This window comes from Mesorhizobium sp. M0909 (assembly GCF_040319515.1).
GTDB lineage: Bacteria > Pseudomonadota > Alphaproteobacteria > Rhizobiales > Rhizobiaceae > Mesorhizobium.
This window is the reverse complement of the sequence record NZ_JAMYOA010000020.1, coordinates 55,096-71,980: the sequence shown is the minus strand read 5'-3', so window position 1 is coordinate 71,980 and position 16,885 is coordinate 55,096. Positions and strand designations below refer to the sequence as shown.

The 16,885-nt window shown below is 64.5% G+C and carries 14 protein-coding genes; 9 read left to right on the top strand and 5 right to left on the bottom strand.

The window, feature by feature from the left end; genetic code table 11:
• Positions 1-67 precede the first annotated feature (67 nt).
• The 7 genes from NKH83_RS25415 (at position 68) to NKH83_RS25385 (ending at position 7,605) form a co-directional block, all read left to right on the top strand.
• Entirely contained in the window at positions 68-844 is a 777-nt protein-coding gene (locus tag NKH83_RS25415; RefSeq protein WP_352808013.1) for a DeoR/GlpR family DNA-binding transcription regulator, read from the top strand.
• A gap of 66 nt (positions 845-910) precedes the next feature.
• The gene (locus NKH83_RS25410) at positions 911-1,837 is read left to right on the top strand and encodes a LysR family transcriptional regulator (protein WP_254816127.1); all 927 of its coding nucleotides are present in this window, start codon (positions 911-913) and stop codon (positions 1,835-1,837) included.
• A gap of 201 nt (positions 1,838-2,038) precedes the next feature.
• Positions 2,039-3,193 carry an ABC transporter substrate-binding protein gene (locus NKH83_RS25405; protein ID WP_352479860.1) on the top strand — a complete coding sequence of 385 codons (1,155 nt, stop codon included), beginning with the start codon at positions 2,039-2,041 and terminating at the stop codon, positions 3,191-3,193.
• Positions 3,194-3,383: 190 nt separating this feature from the next.
• Complete coding sequence (locus tag NKH83_RS25400) at positions 3,384-4,382, top strand: ABC transporter ATP-binding protein (RefSeq protein ID WP_254816125.1); 999 nt, start codon at positions 3,384-3,386, stop codon at positions 4,380-4,382.
• 14 nt (positions 4,383-4,396) lie between these two features.
• Positions 4,397-5,347: an ABC transporter permease gene (locus NKH83_RS25395; RefSeq protein WP_254816389.1), complete on the top strand. Its 951-nt coding sequence runs from the start codon at positions 4,397-4,399 to the stop codon at positions 5,345-5,347.
• Complete coding sequence (locus NKH83_RS25390; protein ID WP_352479858.1) at positions 5,337-6,152, top strand: ABC transporter permease; 816 nt, start codon at positions 5,337-5,339, stop codon at positions 6,150-6,152. Before NKH83_RS25395 ends, NKH83_RS25390 begins: the two co-directional genes overlap by 11 nt.
• A gap of 25 nt (positions 6,153-6,177) precedes the next feature.
• Positions 6,178-7,605, top strand: a complete 1,428-nt coding sequence (locus tag NKH83_RS25385) for a gamma-aminobutyraldehyde dehydrogenase (RefSeq protein ID WP_352808012.1) — start codon at positions 6,178-6,180, stop codon at positions 7,603-7,605.
• Between the two features lie 44 nt (positions 7,606-7,649).
• On the opposite strand, the gene nhaA is transcribed toward NKH83_RS25385, so the two are convergent.
• The 5 genes from nhaA to NKH83_RS25360 all read right to left on the bottom strand — a co-directional run bounded on the left by nhaA (position 7,650) and on the right by NKH83_RS25360 (position 14,538).
• The gene (gene nhaA / locus NKH83_RS25380; RefSeq protein WP_352808011.1) at positions 7,650-8,843 is read right to left on the bottom strand and encodes a Na+/H+ antiporter NhaA; all 1,194 of its coding nucleotides are present in this window, start codon (positions 8,841-8,843) and stop codon (positions 7,650-7,652) included.
• Positions 8,844-8,936: 93 nt separating this feature from the next.
• Entirely contained in the window at positions 8,937-9,500 is a 564-nt protein-coding gene (locus NKH83_RS25375; RefSeq protein WP_023676342.1) for an ActR/PrrA/RegA family redox response regulator transcription factor, read from the bottom strand.
• 63 nt (positions 9,501-9,563) lie between these two features.
• On the bottom strand, positions 9,564-10,889 hold the full coding sequence (locus tag NKH83_RS25370) for an ActS/PrrB/RegB family redox-sensitive histidine kinase (RefSeq protein WP_352479855.1): 1,326 nt from the start codon (positions 10,887-10,889) through the stop codon (positions 9,564-9,566).
• Between the two features lie 100 nt (positions 10,890-10,989).
• A complete protein-coding gene (hrpB, locus tag NKH83_RS25365) occupies positions 10,990-13,572 on the bottom strand; it encodes an ATP-dependent helicase HrpB (protein ID WP_352808010.1) in 2,583 nt (860 codons plus the stop codon).
• 75 nt (positions 13,573-13,647) lie between these two features.
• A complete protein-coding gene (locus NKH83_RS25360) occupies positions 13,648-14,538 on the bottom strand; it encodes a DMT family transporter (RefSeq protein ID WP_352808009.1) in 891 nt (296 codons plus the stop codon).
• 26 nt (positions 14,539-14,564) lie between these two features.
• Here NKH83_RS25360 and NKH83_RS25355 point away from each other — a divergent pair, with 26 nt between their 5' ends.
• Positions 14,565-15,254 (top strand): PIG-L deacetylase family protein, encoded by a 690-nt coding sequence (locus NKH83_RS25355; protein ID WP_352808008.1) that lies wholly within the window; start codon positions 14,565-14,567, stop codon positions 15,252-15,254.
• Positions 15,255-15,463: 209 nt separating this feature from the next.
• Positions 15,464-16,795 (top strand): ABC transporter substrate-binding protein, encoded by a 1,332-nt coding sequence (locus tag NKH83_RS25350; protein ID WP_352479851.1) that lies wholly within the window; start codon positions 15,464-15,466, stop codon positions 16,793-16,795.
• Positions 16,796-16,885 lie beyond the last annotated feature (90 nt).

Below are 16,885 nucleotides of genomic sequence, written 5' to 3'. Positions count from 1 at the left end.
CCTGGAGTTAGTGGCATTTATGCCGTAGAACCGGTCAATGGTGCAACAATCCGACCGGATGGAACTGATGCTCCACTCGAAGCGGCATGGCGAAATCCTGCGCCTCCTCAAGGAGGAAGGCACCGTTACCATTGCCAGCCTGGCTGATCGGCTGGGCGTCTCGCTGGAGACAGTACGCCGCGACGTCAAGCCACTGACCAGCGACGGTTCCATCCTCAAGATGCACGGCGCCGTCGGCCTGCCGTCGATTGCCGGCGAAGCGCCGTTCGAGCGGCGCATGCGCGAGAACGCCGATGCCAAGCGAGCTATTGCCCGCATGGTCGCCGCCACCATCCGCGACGGCGAATCGATCATGCTCGACACCGGCACCACCACCTCATTCCTGGCCCGGGAACTGCTCGGCCACCGGCGGCTGACGGTCGTCACCAACTCCTCCGACATCGCCCGCACACTGGCCACCGTCAACGGCAACAAGGTCTATATGGCCGGCGGCGAGCTGCGCAGCGATTCCGGTGCTGCCTTCGGCGTCTCGGCCATCGAATTCGTCAGCCGCTTTTCCGTCAGCCATGCGGTGATATCGATCGGTGCGGTCGATGCCGTCACCGGCGTCATGGACTATGATCTGGAAGAGGCCGAATTCGCCCGCATGGTGCTGTCGCGCGGTCAGCGTTCGCTTGTCATCACCGACCACAGCAAGTTCGGCCGCCAGGGCCTTGTTCAGGTCTGCGGGTTAGGCGGCTTTTCCGAACTCGCGACCGACCGGCCGCCGCCGCACGACATCGCCGCCGCCCTCGTCCAGGCCGGCGCGCGGCTCAGCATTGCGGACGGCGGAAGCGAGGGCTGAGCTCTATCGGCAGATCGGCACCAGCACCCACTTCCCAGCGCCGCCTCTGCCGTGTTTAGTCCGGCCATGGCTTTCACCATCCGCCAATTGCAGTTCTTCATCGCCGTCGCCGAGCAGGGCACAGTGTCGGGCGCCGCCCAGAACCTGTCGATCTCGCAATCCTCGGTCACCGAAGCGATCAAGGAGTTGGAGCACGATCTCGGCGTCGAGCTGTTCGAGCGCCACCCGCGCGGCTTGAACATCACCCACAAAGGCCACCAGTTCCTGCGCCATGCGAGGAAGATCCTGGCCGACGTTTCCGATGCGCGCCGCGCCTTCTTCGGCGAACGGATCGCGGCAAGCGGGCGGCTGCAACTTGGCGTCACCTCGTTGGTCGCTGGCTATGTGCTTTCCGATCTTCTTGCCCGCTACCGCCGCGCCTATCCGGGTGTCGAGGTCTCGGCGATCGAGGACAATGGCGACTATCTCGAGCATCTGTTGATCGGCGGCAAGCTCGACATTGCCGTCATGGTCACCTCGAACCTGCGCGACCGCACCGCGCTGCAGTCCGAAATCCTCGAAGTCTCGGCCTACCGGCTGTGGCTGCCGCTCGGCCACCCCTTGGCCGGTGCCGACATCATCGGCATCGGCGACATCGCCTCGGAACCGCTGATCATGCTGACCGTCGACGAGATCGAGGAGAATACCGGAAAGCTGCTGACGGCAATCGGCGCCAAGCCGCATGTCGCCTTCCGCACCCGCTCGGTCGAAGCGGTGCGCAGCCTCGTCGCTACCGGCGCCGGCGTGGCGCTGCTGCCCGATCTCGTCTACCGGCCATGGTCGCTGGAAGGCGACCGCATCGAATCGCGCGATATTTCGGGGTCGTTGCCGGTCGTCCAGGTCGGCATGGTCTGGCGGCGCGGCTCCGGCCTGCCGCAAGCGGCGCGCGACTTCATCGGACTTGCCCAGTCGCAGCGCATGGTGCGCCAACGACCCGAGAAGATCGGCCGCTGACGTATCGGAAAAATCGATATCGGCTTTCTGATAAATGAATTTGCGAAACCGGAAATTTCGCAGCACTTTTCGGTCAGGGAACAAAGCTGCCGCCGGAGCACGGCCCTCAGAGCCGCGCATCCAACGTTTTTGAACGGGCGCATGATCTTCTTCCGAAGCCCGAAACCGGTTTCGAGGTCATGCAAAAATGGGAGATCGACGATGAATTCATTGCTGAAATCATGCACTGCCTTGACGGTCGCGCTGAGCTTCTCCGGCCAGGCCATCGCCCAGGTCAAGGAGCTCGGCAAAGGCGAAGGCGAGGTCAATATCGTCGCCTGGCCGGGCTATATCGAGCGCGGCGAAACCGACAAGGCCTATGATTGGGTCACTTCGTTCGAGAAGGAAACCGGCTGCAAGGTCAACGTCAAGACCGCCAACACCTCCGACGAGATGGTCTCGCTGATGAACGAGGGCGGCTTCGATCTCGTCACCGCCTCGGGCGACGCTTCGCTGCGCCTTGTCGCAGGCAAGCGCGTTCAGCCGATCAACACCGACCTCATACCGAGCTGGAAGACGGTCGACGACCGGCTGAAGGATGCGCCCTGGTTCACCGTCGGCGGAGTCCATTACGGCGTCCCCTATCAGTGGGGGCCGAACGTGCTGATGTACAACACCGAAGTGTTCAAGGAGGCGCCGAAGAGCTGGAACGTGGTCTTCGAGGAAATGAAGCTTTCCGACGGCAAGTCGAACAAGGGCCGCGTCCAGGCCTATGACGGGCCCATCCACATCGCCGATGCCGCCAACTACCTGATGGCCCACAAGCCGGAGCTCGGCATCAAGGATCCGTACGAACTGACCGAAGACCAGTACAAGGCCGCGCTCGACCTTCTGCGGGTCCAGCGTACGCTGGTCGGACGCTATTGGCACGACGCCGCCATCCAGGTCGACGATTTCCAGAACGAAGGCGTCGTCGCCTCCGGCTCCTGGCCCTACCAGGTCAACACGCTGATCGCGGCCAAGAAGCCGGTCGCCTCGACCATCCCCGAGGAGGGCGTTACCGGCTGGGCCGACACCACGATGATGGAGGCCGATGCTGCCCACCCGAACTGCGCCTACATGTGGATGGAGCATTCGCTGTCGCCGAAAGTGCAGGGCGACGTCTCCGCCTGGTTCGGCTCGCTGCCGGTGGTGCCTGCCGCCTGCAAGGGCAACGAACTGCTCGGCGAAGAAGGCTGCAAGACCAACGGCTACGACAATTTCGACAAGATCAAGTTCTGGAAGACGCCGGTCTCGAAATGCGCCACCCAGAACGACCAGTGCGTACCCTACTACCGCTGGGTGTCGGACTATATCGGCGTCATCGGCGGGCGGTGAGTTCGCCTCACCTACGAAGCCCGGCGCTGCCCGTCACCCTTACCCTCTCCCGGTGAAGAACGGGGGGCCGCCAGCGTTGGAGCGCCTCCCTTCTCCCCGTCCACCATACGGGGAGAAGGTGCCGGCAGGCGGATGAGGGGCGGCACAACCGCATGAAAATTTGATGAGCCTGACAGATCAGGACAGCCCCATGACCTCCGCCGTTTCCTTCCAAAAAGTCTCCCGCCATTTCGGCAGCGTGCGTGCGGTCGACGCGGTCGATCTCGACATCGTGCCGGGCGAGTTCTTCGCCATGCTCGGGCCTTCCGGCTCGGGCAAGACGACGTGCCTGCGCCTCATTGCCGGTTTCGAGCAGCCGACGGCGGGGTCGATCTCGATCTTCGGCGAACGCGCCGAGGGCGTGCCGCCCTATCGCCGCAACGTCAACACCGTGTTCCAGGATTATGCGCTGTTCCCGCATCTCAACGTGCTCGACAACGTCGCCTATGGGCTGATGGTCAAGGGCATCGGCAGACCGGAGCGGCAAAAGGCGGCGGAAGACGCGCTGGCGCTGGTGCGGCTTCCCGGCTACGGCGCGCGTCGCCCTGGCCAGCTTTCCGGCGGCCAGCGCCAGCGCGTCGCGCTCGCCCGTGCGCTGGTCAACCAGCCCAAGGTGCTGCTGCTCGACGAGCCGCTCGGCGCGCTCGACCTCAAGCTTCGCGAAAACATGCAGGAGGAGTTGAAATCGCTGCAGAAGGCGCTTGGCATCACCTTCGTGTTCGTCACCCACGACCAGGGCGAAGCGCTGTCGATGGCCGACCGCGTCGCCGTGTTCAACGATGGCAAGATCATGCAGATCGGCACGCCGGAAGACATCTACCAGCGCCCCAAGACCCGCTTCGTCGCCGATTTCGTCGGCTCGTCCAACGTGTTGCCGCCGGATTTCGTCCAGCGCTATGCCGGCCAGCATCGCTGGGGCAGCCTGCGGCCCGAATCCATTCGCATCGGCCGGGCGGCCAAGGGCGACGGCGTTGCCGCCCGCCTGGTGTCGACCAATTATCTCGGCGCCACGACAAGACTGGCACTCGATGCAGAGGGCTTGCGGCTGCATGTCATCGTGCCGGCGGGTGCTGCCTTGCCCCGGGAAGGCGAGGCGGTGGCGCTCACCTTCAACCGCGAGCAGTTACATCTGATGGACGATCTCGGATGAGCCTGGACGCTGCCATGCCGCGGGCCACGGCGCCCGCCATCCTGCCGGGAAGCGGCGGCCTGCGTGGCGCGCTCTCCGACCTCTTCTGGCGCCGGCCGCAATTCCTGCTTCTGCTCATGCTGCTGCCGCCGGTCCTGTGGCTCGGCATCGTCTATATCGGCTCACTCTTCGCACTGCTTTTGCAGAGCTTCTTTTCGATCGACGAGTTCTCCGGCTTGATCAACCGGCAGTTCACGCTGAAGACTTATGGCGACCTGCTGCAGGCTGCCAATCTCGACATCATCCTGCGCACGGTGACGATGGCGGCGCTGGTGACGCTGGCGGCGGCGGTCATCGCCTTTCCCATCGCCTATTACGCGGCGCGCTATGCCCGCGGCCGTTGGAAGGCGCTGTTTTATCTCGGCGTCATGCTGCCGCTGTGGTCGAGCTACCTGGTCAAGATCTATGCCTGGAAGCTGATTCTCGCCAAGGAAGGCATCCTGACGTGGCTACTGGCCAAATTGCATCTTCTGTGGCTGCTCGACGCCTGGCTGTCGCTGCCGGTCGTCGGCGGCAACTCGCTGTCGGTCTCCTCAACCGGCACCTTCATCGTCTTCGTCTATGTCTGGCTGCCGTTCATGATCCTGCCGGTGCAGGCCGCACTCGAGCGCGTGCCGGGCAATTTGGTCGAGGCTTCGTCCGATCTCGGTGCCTCGCCCGGGCAGACCTTCCGCAACGTGCTGTTCCCGCTGGCGCTGCCCGGCATCGTCGCCGGCTCGATCTTCACCTTCTCGCTGACGCTCGGCGACTACATCATCCCACAGATCATCGGCACCTCGCGGCTGTTCATCGGCCAGGCCGTTTATTCGCAGCAAGGCACCGCCGGAAACATCCCGCTCGCCGCCGCCTTTACCGTGGTGCCTATCGTCATCATGGGCTTCTATCTCTGGGGCGCCAAGCGCATGGGGGCCTTCGATGCGCTCTGACCGTGGCCCATCCGCGCCGATCGGACTGAAGCTCGCTGCCACCGGCGGCCTGCTTTTCCTGCATTTGCCGATTCTGCTGATCTTCGTCTATGCCTTCACCACCGAGGAGAAGAGCTTCGTCTGGCCGCCGCCGGGCCTGACCACGCAATGGTTCGCCGTCACCTGGAATCGCCCCGACGTCTGGCAGGCGCTATCGCTGTCGGTGCGGGTCGCGGCGATCTCGACCGCCATCGCGCTGGTCCTCGGCACGCTGTGCGCCGCTGCCGTGTCGCGCACAAAATTCTTCGGCCGCGAAACCATCTCGCTGCTGGTCATCCTGCCCATCGCACTGCCCGGCATCATCACCGGCATCGCGCTGCGCTCGGCCTTCGCGCTGGCCGAAATCCCGTTCTCGTTCTGGACAATCGTGCTCGGCCACGCCACCTTCTGCGTGGTCGTCGTCTACAACAATGCGGTCGCCCGTTTCCGCCGCACGTCCGGCTCAATGATCGAGGCGTCGATGGACCTCGGCGCCGATGGTTTCCAGACCTTTCGGCATGTCGTGCTGCCCAACATCGCAACCGCGCTGCTGGCCGGCGGCATGCTTGCCTTTGCGCTGTCCTTCGACGAGGTCATCGTCACCACCTTCACCGCCGGCCAGCAGCAGACGGTGCCGATCTGGATGCTGGAGGAATTGATCCGTCCGCGCCAGCGTCCGGTCACCAATGTCGTGGCCATGGTCGTGGTGCTGGTGACGCTGCTTCCCATCCTCGCTGCCTATTACCTGACCCGCGACGGCGACCAGATCGCCGGTTCGGGCAAATGATCTCGTTCATAAGGGAGAGACTTCCATGGACACGCAGATGCTGATCGGCTCGAAATTCGAAAAAGGCACCGAGACCGAGGAACCGATCCTCAACCCGAAGACCGGGGCGACCATCCTCAATCTGCCCGAGGCCAGCCCGGTCCAGATCGAGGCGGCCGTACTTGCCGGCGAAAAAGCCTTCGTCACCTGGTCCCGCACAACACCGGCGCAGCGCGCCGGCTATCTCCTGAAGATCGCTGATCGCATCGAGGCTGCGGCAAAGGATTTTGCGGCGCTCGAGGCGCTGAACTGCGGCAAGCCGATCAATGCCGTGCTCAATGACGAGATCCCGGCGATCGTCGACTGCTACCGCTTCTTTGCCGGCGCGGTCCGCTCGATGCCTGGCCAGGTCGCCGGCGAATACATTCCCGGCCACACCTCGATGGTCCGCCGCGACGCCATCGGCGTTGTGGCGTCGATCGCGCCGTGGAACTATCCGCTGATGATGATGGCCTGGAAGCTGGCGCCGGCGATTGCCGGCGGCAACACGGTCGTCTTCAAGCCGTCGGAACAGACGCCGCTGACCGCGCTGAAGCTGGCGAAAATCCTTGTCGAGATCCTGCCGGAAGGCGTCGTCAACATCGTGCTCGGCCGCGGCGACAGCGTCGGCAACACGCTGATCAACCATCCGAAGGTCAACATGATCTCGATCACCGGCGACGTCGCCACCGGCAAGAAGGTGCTGCAGGCCGCCGCTAAATCGGTCAAGCGCACACATCTCGAGCTCGGCGGCAAGGCGCCGGTCATCGTCTTCGACGACGCCGATCTCGGTGCGGTGGTCAACGGCCTGCGCGCCTTCGGCTATTACAATGCCGGCCAGGATTGCACCGCCGCCTGCCGCATCTATGCCGGCAAGAAGATCTATGACAAACTTGTCGCGGACCTCTCCGCTGCGGTCTCGACCATCAAGTATGATCGCCCCGATGATACCGAGAACGAGATCGGCCCGCTGATTTCGCGTCGCCAGCGTGACCGCGTCTCGAGCTTCGTCGAGCGCGCCTCGGAGCTCAAGCACATCGAGATCACTACGGGCGGCATGCCGGGCGAGGGCTCCGGCTTCTTCTACCAGCCGACCGTCGTCGCCGGCGCGCTGCAGGAGGACGAGATTGTGCGCCGCGAAGTGTTCGGCCCGGTGGTCTCGGTCACCCGCTTTTCCGAAGTCGACGAAGCGGTGAACTGGGCCAATGATTCTGACTACGGCCTGGCGTCGTCGGTGTGGACCAAGGATGTTTCGCGCGCCATGGCGACGGCCGCGCGCCTGCAATATGGCTGCACCTGGATCAACACCCATTTCATGCTGACCAACGAGATGCCGCATGGCGGGTTGAAACAATCCGGCTACGGCAAGGACATGTCGCTATATGCGCTGGAGGACTATACCGCAGTCCGCCACGTCATGATTGCGCACGGATAGCGCCCTCGGGGAGACGGTGGCCTCAGGCCGAAGGCGCCACGCGATTATTCTTCCGCCTCCTCCGCCCCGCTCGCGGCCGGCGCAACCAGCAGCACAGCGGCGCCGAGGATCGCTGCGATGAAAGAGCCGGCGAGGATGCCGACCTTGACCGCGTCCTGCAGAGCGACGTCGCTGGCGAAGGCGAGCAGGCCGATGAACAGGCTCATGGTGAAGCCTATGCCGCAGAGCAGCGAAATGCCGATCATGTGCAGCCAGCCGGTATTGACCGGCAGATCAGCGAAGCCAAGCCGGATGGCAAGCGCGGAAGACCCGAACACGCCGACCACTTTGCCGGCGACGAGACCCGCGGCGACGCCGAGCGTCAGCGGCTCGACCAGGGCGGCAGCGCTGAGACCGCCGAGCGAAACGCCGGCGTTGGCAAAACCGAAGATCGGGATGACGAAAAAGGGTACGATTTTGTGCAGGCCGTGTTCGAGCCGGTGCAGCGGCGAATGGTCGAGATCGTGGCCGCTGCCCGACGAGATCTTCAGCGGTATGGTGAGAGCCAGCGCGACCCCGGCGAGCGTCGCATGGACGCCCGATTTCAAAACCAAAACCCACAGCACGACACCAAGCACGATATAAGGCAGCAGCGTCAGCACCCGCATGCGGTTGAGCACCACCAGCAGCGCGATGACGGCGAAGGCGGCGCCGAGATAGGCGAGCGACAGGCCGCTGGTATAGAACACCGCGATGATGAGCACGGCGCCGAGATCGTCGATGATGGCGAGCGCGGTAAGGAATATCTTCAACGAGCCCGGCACGCGGCTGCCGAGCAGCGACAGCACGCCGAGCGCAAAGGCGATGTCGGTGGCGGTCGGGATCGCCCAGCCGGACAGAGCGGCTGGATTGTTGCGGTTGATGGCGACGTAGACCAGTGCCGGCACCGCCATGCCACCGGCGGCGGCGATGCCGGGCAGCACGCGGCGCGGCCAGGTCGAGAGCTGGCCGTCGAGCATCTCGCGCTTGATCTCGAGGCCAACCAGCAGGAAGAACACCGCCATCAGGCCGTCATTGATCCAGTGCGAGACGCTGAGCGGTCCGAGATAGGCATGGAGGGCGGAGAAATAAGCTTCGGCCAGCGGCGAATTGGCGACGATCAGGGCCAGGGCCGCCGCAGCCATCAGGATGAGGCCGCCGGCCGCCTCGCTGTCGAGGAATTCGCGCAGCATGGAGACCAGCCGCTTTTCGTCCTGCATGTCGCCTCCGTCGTATCAGCGGCAAGGTCCGACGCACCGCCCAGCGATGATGCGCAAACGGCGCTGGCCGGGCAAGCCTGCAGTCAGAACCTTTTAGCGCGGCGCGCGCTTGGCGAGGATGCGTTGCAGCGTGCGGCGATGCATGTTCAGGCGGCGTGCGGTTTCCGAGACATTGCGGTCGCACATTTCGTAGACGCGCTGGATGTGTTCCCAGCGCACGCGATCAGCCGACATTGGATTTTCCGGCGGCGCGGCACGTTCGCCCGCCGTGCGGGTCAGGGCTGCAAAGATGTCGTCGGCATCGGCCGGCTTCGACAGATAGTCGATGGCGCCGAGCTTTACCGCCGTCACCGCAGTGGCGATGTTGCCATAGCCTGTAAGGATTATGGCGCGAGCATCGTCGCGCTTCTCGCGAATGGCAGCGACGACGTCGAGGCCGTTGCCGTCGGCCAGCCGCATGTCGACCACCGCATAGGCCGGCGGATTGGCGCGCGCCTTGGCAACCGCCTCCTCGACGCTCTCCGCCGTCTCGACCACGAAACCCCTGGTTTCCATGGCGCGGGCAAGCCGCGTCAGGAACGGCTTGTCGTCGTCCACGATCAGCAGCGAGGTGTCCTCGCCTTCGACCATTGCGCCAATCGTTTCGTCAGTACTCATCGTGCTGAAAATCCTGCTGCCTGATTTTTACGCAAATATAGTTTCGCAACGCTATTGTCCAATTTAGGCCGTGTCGAACATGGTGGCCGAAGCCTGCTCGGGATTAAGGAAGACGCTGCGCGGCCACGATATCTGCACGATAGCGCCCTCGCCGGGCTCGCTCGAATTGCGGAAATCGAGCGTCGCGCCGGAGCGTTCAAGCAAGGTCTTGGCGATGAATAGGCCGAGGCCGAGGCCGCCGCCGGCTTCGGTGCCTTGTCGGGTCGACATATAGGGTTCGCCGATACGGTCGATGATCTCCGGTGGAAAGCCCGGCCCGTCGTCGATGATCGAGAAGCTGACGGCGGCCTCGTTCCACTTCCAGCGTATGGTGACGTTCTTGCGGGCGAAGTCGACGGCGTTCTCGACCAAATTGCCGAGCCCGTAAATGACGCCGGGATTGCGCCGGCCCACCGGTTCCGGGCCGATGCGCTCGCCCGGCCGAAGCTTGATCGAAATGCCGAAATCGCGGTGCGGTGCCGTCACTTCCTCGACCAGCGAGGTCAGCGGCAGGCGCGAGAGGTGCACCTCGCTCTCGGAGGAAAGGCTGGTCAGGCGCTTCAGGATTTCGCGGCAGCGCTCGCTCTGCGAACGCAGCAGCTTCACGTCCTCGCCGTATTTCGGATCTTCGCCAAGCGCCTTCTCCATCTCCTTGGCGACAAGCGTGATGGTGGCGAGCGGCGTGCCGAGTTCGTGCGCGGCGGCCGCGGCGAGGCCGTCGAGGGCCGAGAGATGCTGTTCTCGCTGCAGCACCAATTCCGTGGCGGCAAGCGCGTTGGCAAGCAGGCGCGCCTCCTCTGCCACCCGGAAGGCATAGATCGCGGTAAAGGCAATGGAGCAGAACACCGCCATCCACATGCCGGCGACATAGATGAACGGCATCGCCAATGGCGCCCCCTCATGCCAGGGCAGCGGCAGGTGGTAGAAGACCAGCAGCGTCGCCGCCACGATCACCAGCGCGCCGAGTAGAGCCGTCAACCGCAGCGGCAGCGACGTCGCCGAGACGACGACGGGCACGGTCATCAGCAGCGAAAACGGATTGGTAAGGCCGCCGGTCATGTAGAGCAGGCCGGCAAGCTGCAGGCTGTCAAAGGTCAGGATGGCAAAGGCCGAGAACGGGGTAAGCCGATGCGCCGCCGGATAGCGGAAGGTCAGCAACAGGTTCATCCAGGCCGAACAAGCGATCAGCGCAAAACACATGCTGACCGGCAGCGGAAACTTCAGTCCGTAGGCGACGACAAGCACGGTCAGGCTCTGGCCGACAATGGCAAGCCAGCGCAGCCTGATCAGCGTGTTGAGGCGCAGCCGCTGGCTTTGCTGGAAGTCGGGCGCGTGCAGAATGTTTATCATGGCGGGATTATAGAGGGGAAACCGCTGGAGGTCTTTCCGAAAACCGGGACCACTTTCCGCTGACGCGGACCTTCGGGTTGTGATCATGGTCCGGGAAGCATCAGGTACCGCGCGGCTTCGCGCGGCTGGTCGCGGCGGCGAGAAGCGGGTTCTCCGGCCAGACATGCCTGGGATAGCGGCCACGCATCTCTGCTCGCACATCGGCCCAGGAGCCGCGCCAAAAGCCGGGCAGGTCGCGCGTCGTCTGGATCGGCCGGTGCGCCGGCGACAGCAATTCGAGGGTCAGCGGCACAGTGCCGTTGGCGATCGCCGGATGCCGGTCGAGGCCGAACAGCTCCTGCACGCGCGCCACCAGCACCGGCCATTCGCCGTCATAGCGGATCGGTAGCCGGCTGCCCGACGGCGCGTCGAAATGGGTCGGCGCCAATGTGTCGATCTTGCGCTGCAATTCGTGCGGCACCAGCGTCATCAGACCTTGCGAAAGCACGCTAGGATCAATCGCCGTAAAGGCTGTGGCACCGGAAAGGAATGGCAGCAGCCAGTCGTCGAGGCGCTCGACGAGCGCGGCATCGGAGACATCGGGCCATGGCGCGCCGAGGCCGCGATGCAGCCATCCGAGCCGCTGCCGCAACGTCTCCGCCTCCCTGTTCCACGGCAACAGGGACAGGCCGTGTTCGCGCAAGGCGTCGAGGATGGCGCGATCCGCGTCGGCACCGGTCGGCGCCGGCAGCATGCGTTCGGACAACGTGACGGCCCCGAGGCGAACCGTTTCGCGCACCCGCACCGCGCGCCTGTCGCGGTCGAAGCTGACCTCGCGGCGCGTCTCGATCCTTTCCGCCAGCGCGGCACGGATATCGGTCTCATCGATGGCTGCCGCCGCGGTGATGCGGGCGTTCTGCGCCTTGCCCTGCAGGTCGGCGACGACGAGCCAGGTCTCGCCGGCCAGCGGATCGGAGGCGTCGAGCATGGCGCCCGAGCCGTTGGCAAGCACGAAGCGGCCACGCTCGCCGCGCGCTTTGGCGACCCGATCCGGCCAGGCATGGATGAGGAGCGAGCCGGCAGTGCTGCCCTCCTCCTTGAGGGGAGGGTTGATCCGCGTAGCGGATCGGGGCGGGGTCGGTTCGGGCACGCCATCGGCGACCCCGCCCCGTCTCCCTCGTCTCGCTGCGCTCGGCTCGTTCGCCGACCCTCCCCTCGAGGGGGAGGGTGAAGCCTGCTTTGCCAACCTCTCGGCCAGTTGCCGGGCAGCGGTGACACGCGGCGATCTTTCGGCGTGAAAGCGCATCAGCCGCCGTTCGAGATCGGCGCCCTCGCCGCCAAGGCCACGCTCGGTCAATAGCACGGCGAGCATCGCCGCCTCGAGCGTCTGTCCGGTCCTTGCCGCCTCGGCGACCATGTGGGCGAGCCGCACCGGTAACGCCAGCCTGCGCATCGCGGCACCGGCATCCGTCAGGCGTCCTGCTGCATCGACCGCATCGAGCGCACGCAGCAGCGCCCTCGCCTCGGTGAGCGCCGCAGCCGGCGGGGGATCGAGGAAGGACAGGCTGGTTGGATCGGCGACGCCGAACGCGGCACAATCGAGCAACAGGCCGGAAAGATCGGCCTCGAGGATTTCCGGCGGCGTAAAGGCCGGCAGTGCCGCCGTCTGCTCGGCCCGCCACAACCGGATGGCGACGCCGGGCTGCGTGCGCCCGGCACGGCCGGCGCGCTGGTCGGCGGAAGCGCGCGAAGCACGCACCGTCTCCAGCCGCGTCAGGCCGCTCGCCGGCTCATAGCGCGGCAGCCGCGACAGGCCGGAATCGATGACGACGCGCACGCCATCGATGGTGATGGAGGTTTCGGCGATCGACGTCGCCAGCACCACCTTGCGGCGGCCGGGCGGCGCAGGCTTGATCGCCGCGTCCTGCGTCTTGTTGTCGAGCATGCCGAAGAGCGGCACGATATCGGTGTCGGCGCCGACCTTGCCGGCCAGCCGCTCCGCGGTGCGCTCGATCTCGCGCTGGCCGGGCAGGAAAGCGAGCACGCTGCCCACCTCCCCGGCAAGCGCCGAGCGGATCGCCCTGGCCATCGCGTCCTCGATGGCGATGCCGGCCGGCCGCTCGTCATAGCGGATGTCGACCGGGAAGGCGCGGCCTGCGCTCTCGATCACCGGCGCGCCGGACAGCAATCTTGCGACACGCGCGCCATCGAGCGTCGCCGACATCACCAGCAATCTGAGGTCGGGCCTCAGCGCACTTTGCACGTCGAGCGCCAGCGCCAGCCCGAAATCGCCGTCGAGCGAGCGTTCGTGGAACTCGTCGAACAACACCGCCGCGACACCGGGCAGCTCGGGATCGTCGAGGATCATGCGGGACAGCACGCCTTCGGTGACGACGAGAATCCTGGTCTTTGCGGACGTGCGGTTTTCCATGCGCATGGCATAGCCGACGGTTTCGCCGGGCTCTTGGCCAAGCAATTCGGCCATGCGGCGGGCGGCAGCGCGGGCGGCGAGGCGGCGAGGCTCGAGCAGAATGATTTTTCCGGCGCCGAGCCATTCAGCGTCGAGCAGCGCCAGTGGAACCAAAGTCGTCTTGCCGGCGCCGGGCGGCGCCACCAGCACGGCGCTGTTACCATGGCTCAGCGCTTCATCGAGCGCCGGCAAGACAGCGGAGACCGGCAGGTCCGGCAAGGGTTTTGTGGTCATTGGGCTATGCTGTGCAGCCAGTTGCCGCCGATCGCATATCAGCGGTGACGGTCGCGGCGCAACCTCGGCGCCGATTCAAAGCCTGGTCCGCGAAAATGGGTTCCAGCGCACCGTGCCGAGCCGCACCTCCTCGCGCACCATCGTCAGCAGGCCGGAACCGGCGACCACGGCGAGCCCGACCAGCGACAGAAAATCGGGATATTCCCTGAAGAACAGCGCGCCCAGAAGCACCGCCCAGACGATCTGCGAGTAATGCGTAGGCGCGATGCGGTTCGCCGGTGCGTATTTGACCGCCAGCAGATGCAGCAGCTGGCCGCCGGCGATGAAGGCGCCGGCCAGCACAAGCCACGCCCATTGCCTGCCATCCGGCAGCGAGAACGAGGTGGCCGCCGCCCCGACGCCGTTGAAGAACAGGCCGTAGCCGATCAGCACGCCGAGCATCGTCGTGCGCTTTTCCTGCGCGGCGAGCGAACGCATCAGGATGACACTGGTGGCGGCCAGGAAAGCGATGATGAACGCCGCCAGATGACCAAGATGCAAATCGCGAAAACCAGGCCTGACGACCAGCATGACCCCGGCAAAGCCAGCGACCACCGCCAGCCACCGCCATAGGCCGACCTTCTCCTTGAGGACCAGCGTGGCCAGGATGGTGACGAACAGCGGCGCCAGGAAGATCAGCGCATAGACTTCCGCTAGCGGGATGGTGGTGAAGGCATAGACGCTGAGCACGCCCGACGCGATGCCGGCCCAGGCGCGGGCCTGGACCGCCCAGGGCCGGTTCGTGCGCCAGAAATCGCGCCAGCGCTCGCCTGGCGGCCTGGCAAAGAGCAGAAAGCAGCCGGCAAACAATGTCGAGAAGAAGCCGATCTCGAAGACGTTGAACTGCCCGCCCAGGCTTTTGACAACGGCGTCGCTGCACGAATAGCTTGCATAGGCGATGAGAGCGAGCAGAATTCCGTTGGGCACGTTTTCCGTTTCCGGGAGAGATGAGAGTGAAGATACTGGCGCTTGGCGCGCATCCGGACGACATCGAGATCTTCATGTTCGGTACGATGGCGGCCTATGCCGCGCAAGGCGCAGAACTCTTTTTTGCCATAGCCACGGATGGCGCCAGGGGCGGCTATGGCGATCCGGCCGCGCTGGCCAACACGCGCCGCATGGAGGCGACGGCGGCGGCCGGCCTGCTTGGCGTGACGCCGCGCTTCCTCGACTTTCCCGATGGGGCACTGGTGGCGGATGCCGCGCTGATCGGAGCGCTGAAAGCGCTGATCGGCGAGATAGGGCCGGATCTGGCGATCACACATGCGTCGAACGACTATCATGGCGACCACCGCGCGCTGTCGGATGGCGTGCGCATCGCAGCGTCATTCACGGTGCCCGTGCTGCATGCCGACACGTTCGGCGGCACCGGGTTTTCGCCAACGCACTACGTCGATACCTCCACGCATTTCGATCTCAAGGCGGAGGCGATCCGGGCGCACCAGTCGCAGGATCCCGAGCGTTTCGTCGACGCGGCGCGCACGCAGAACGCCTTTCGCGCCGGCCAGTGCAACGGCCTAGCCGAGGCGTTCGCGGAGGCCTTCCGCTTCGAGCCGGTCTTCCCCTTCGCCGACATCCGCGCGCTGCTGCCACCGGCCCCAGCGATCCGCCCAGTGACGGTCAGCAACAAGACGGTCACATAGACCGGCCACGGCTGCTTCTCACATCGCTCTCGTCCGCCATGCTGCGGCGCAGCAACGAATTCGCTTGCGTTGTTTAGTAAAAATTGCATCACTAAACAAACTACTAAACATCCGGGCGTTACCGCCATTGTGTTTAGGCCCCGGAGGAGAGGGGTTTAGCGGGCTCTTGAAACCGTCATCCGGACGCGTTTCGCAAATGGGAGGAAGGCATGAAATCGACCTTTAAATTGGCGTTGGGTCTGGCCTCGGCACTCGTTGCGTCGACAGCCGTTTCGAACGTCGCGCAGGCAGAAGATCTGACGCTTTGCTGGGCAGCCTGGGACCCAGCCAACGCGCTTGTGGAATTATCCAAGGACTTCACCAAGGAAACCGGCATCGGCATGAAATTCGAATTCGTGCCGTGGACCAACTATGCCGACCGCTTTCTCAATGAGCTGAATTCGCACGGCAAGCTGTGCGACTTGATCATAGGCGACAGCCAGTGGATCGGCGGCGCCGCCGAGAACGGCCATTACGTCAAGCTGAACGACTTCTTCGACAAGGAGAAGATCAGCATGGACGATTTCGTGCCGGCGACCGTCGTCGGCTATTCGGAATGGCCGAAGAACTCGCCAAATTACTGGGCGCTGCCGGCGATGGGCGACGTCGTCGGCTGGACCTACCGCAAGGACTGGTTCTCCAAGCCGGAGCTGCAGAAGGAATTCAAGGAAAAGTATGGCTGGGATCTCGGCCCGCCGACGACCTTCGACCAGCTGAAGCAGATCGCCGAATTCTTCCAGAAGCGCGAGATCGACGGCAAGACCGTCTATGGCGCGTCGATCTATACCGAGCGCGGCTCGGAAGGCATCACCATGGGCGCCATGGACGTACTCTACAGCTTCGGCTTCCAGTACGAAAACCCGAAAAAGCCCTACGAGATGGAAGGCTTCGTCAACTCCGATAAATCGGTGAAGGGCCTGGAGTTCTACAAGGCGCTCTATGATTGCTGCACCCCTCCCGGCGCCTCGAACAGCTACATGGGCGAAGGCGTCGATGCCTTCAAATCCGGCCAGGTGGCGATGCACATGAACTTCGCCTTCACATGGCCAGGCCTGCAGAAGGACGAGAATGTCGGCGGCGACAAGATAGGTTATTTCGTCAATCCCAAAGGTCCGGACGGCGACCAGTTCGCCCAGCTCGGCGGCCAGGGCATCTCGGTGGTCTCCTATTCCGATAAGCAGGAAGCCGCGCTCAAGTACATCAAATGGTTCGCCAACAAGGACGTGCAGTCCAAATGGTGGTCGCTCGGCGGCTATTCCTGTCTCAACGCGGTCGTGAAGGACCCGGGCTTCCCGGCCAGCCAGCCCTACGCGCAGACTTTCCTCGACTCGATGGCCATCGTGAAGGACTTCTGGGCCGAGCCGAGCTATGCCCCGCTGTTGCAGGCATCGCAGAAGCGCTTCCACGACTATGTCGTTGCCGGGCAAGGCTCGGCCAAGGATGCGCTCGACGGCCTCGTCAAGGACTGGACCGAGGTCTTCCAGGACGATGGCAAGATGTAACCGGGGCAAGATGTAACCGGCTCCTCCCGGGCCCATGACCGAACCGTCCCGTGCCACCCTTGGCACGGGACACAGTTCAGATAAATTCGA